Source organism: Tardiphaga sp. (assembly GCF_041424195.1).
Lineage (GTDB): Bacteria > Pseudomonadota > Alphaproteobacteria > Rhizobiales > Xanthobacteraceae > Tardiphaga.
Map to the genome: position 1 here is coordinate 1 of NZ_JBGMOE010000162.1, position 1019 is coordinate 1019.

At 60.6% G+C, this 1019-nt stretch carries 2 protein-coding genes; one reads left to right on the plus strand and one right to left on the minus strand.

The window, feature by feature from the left end; translation table 11 throughout:
• On the plus strand, positions 1–290 hold a 290-nt coding region (locus ACEK02_RS21670), incomplete at its 5' end, for a hypothetical protein (RefSeq protein ID WP_371423619.1).
• A gap of 60 nt (positions 291–350) precedes the next feature.
• Here the strand turns inward: ACEK02_RS21670 and ACEK02_RS21675 are convergent.
• Complete coding sequence (locus ACEK02_RS21675) at positions 351–893, minus strand: hypothetical protein (protein WP_010407682.1); 543 nt, start codon at positions 891–893, stop codon at positions 351–353.
• Positions 894–1019: the final 126 nt, after the last annotated feature.

Below are 1019 nucleotides of genomic sequence, written 5' to 3' on the forward strand. Positions count from 1 at the left end.
CGACCACCACGGCCCCAGCGACCACGCAGCCCACAGGCGACACGATCCGCCTGTCGGATCGTGAACGCGACGCCATCCTCAACAGCAACACCGTGGAAAGCGCCGCCGCCGCTCGCGGCGAGCGCCTGCCGGGCACCGGTCCCGGCATTCACGGCGAAATCGGCGCGATGATCGGCTCGAACGGCACGCGCGGCGTCTACGGCACCGCCTCGATCCCGCTCGGCGACAATGCCGGTGCCGTCATTTCCTTCGAGAGCAGCCAGTATAATTGGCCCCGCCGCGCGCGCTGACCAGCCACGGCCATACGATACGCCTTTCAAACCTCGCGATACATCGCTGGTCCTATGGTTTCATCGCAACATGGTGATCGTCATTAGATGCTGTTGAGCCCCGATCGGCTTCTCAGCAAAGGACGCGATCACGGCAAGTTGGTGTGTGCCGATGTCGATCGTCCAGCTAGCGCGGTGAACGGTGACGCCGCCTTCGTTAGATATTTCGTCCGGTCGCTGGGATAATTGCATTCCCATCGAGTCATAGAAGGTCTTTAGCCGAGCGTTGAGAGCTGCTTCCATGCCCGTCGGATCGGCTGCACGAACGGTGACGCCGCAGGTCTGCTTCCCCGGAGCAAACCACAGTGCCGCCCATGCGTCGTGAGGGCTCCTGACAATCCAGCCTTCGGTCGCGGCCGCACCCGGCGCAACTCTGTTCAACTCATCGGGAGTCATCGAGCGCGCCGTTTCCGGTTGACCATCGAAAATGTGCGCCTTTGTTGGCTTGAGTGCGGTTTCCACACACATGCTCCCAAATAGGTCGACCACTTCCTGGCCCTGATTTGACACCAAGGGCGCAGGCGGTGGTGTGCTGGCCTGAAGAAGCAGGGCGAAGAAAAGCATATCGGTCTCTCCGGGGATCAGAATCGAACGCTAAGACAACTCAATTCTCGTAGGCCGTAATCTGCATCAGATGGACTTGCCCCGCAAAAGTGGAGAGGCATTTGCTCAACGTGACGCGGTTCGTTC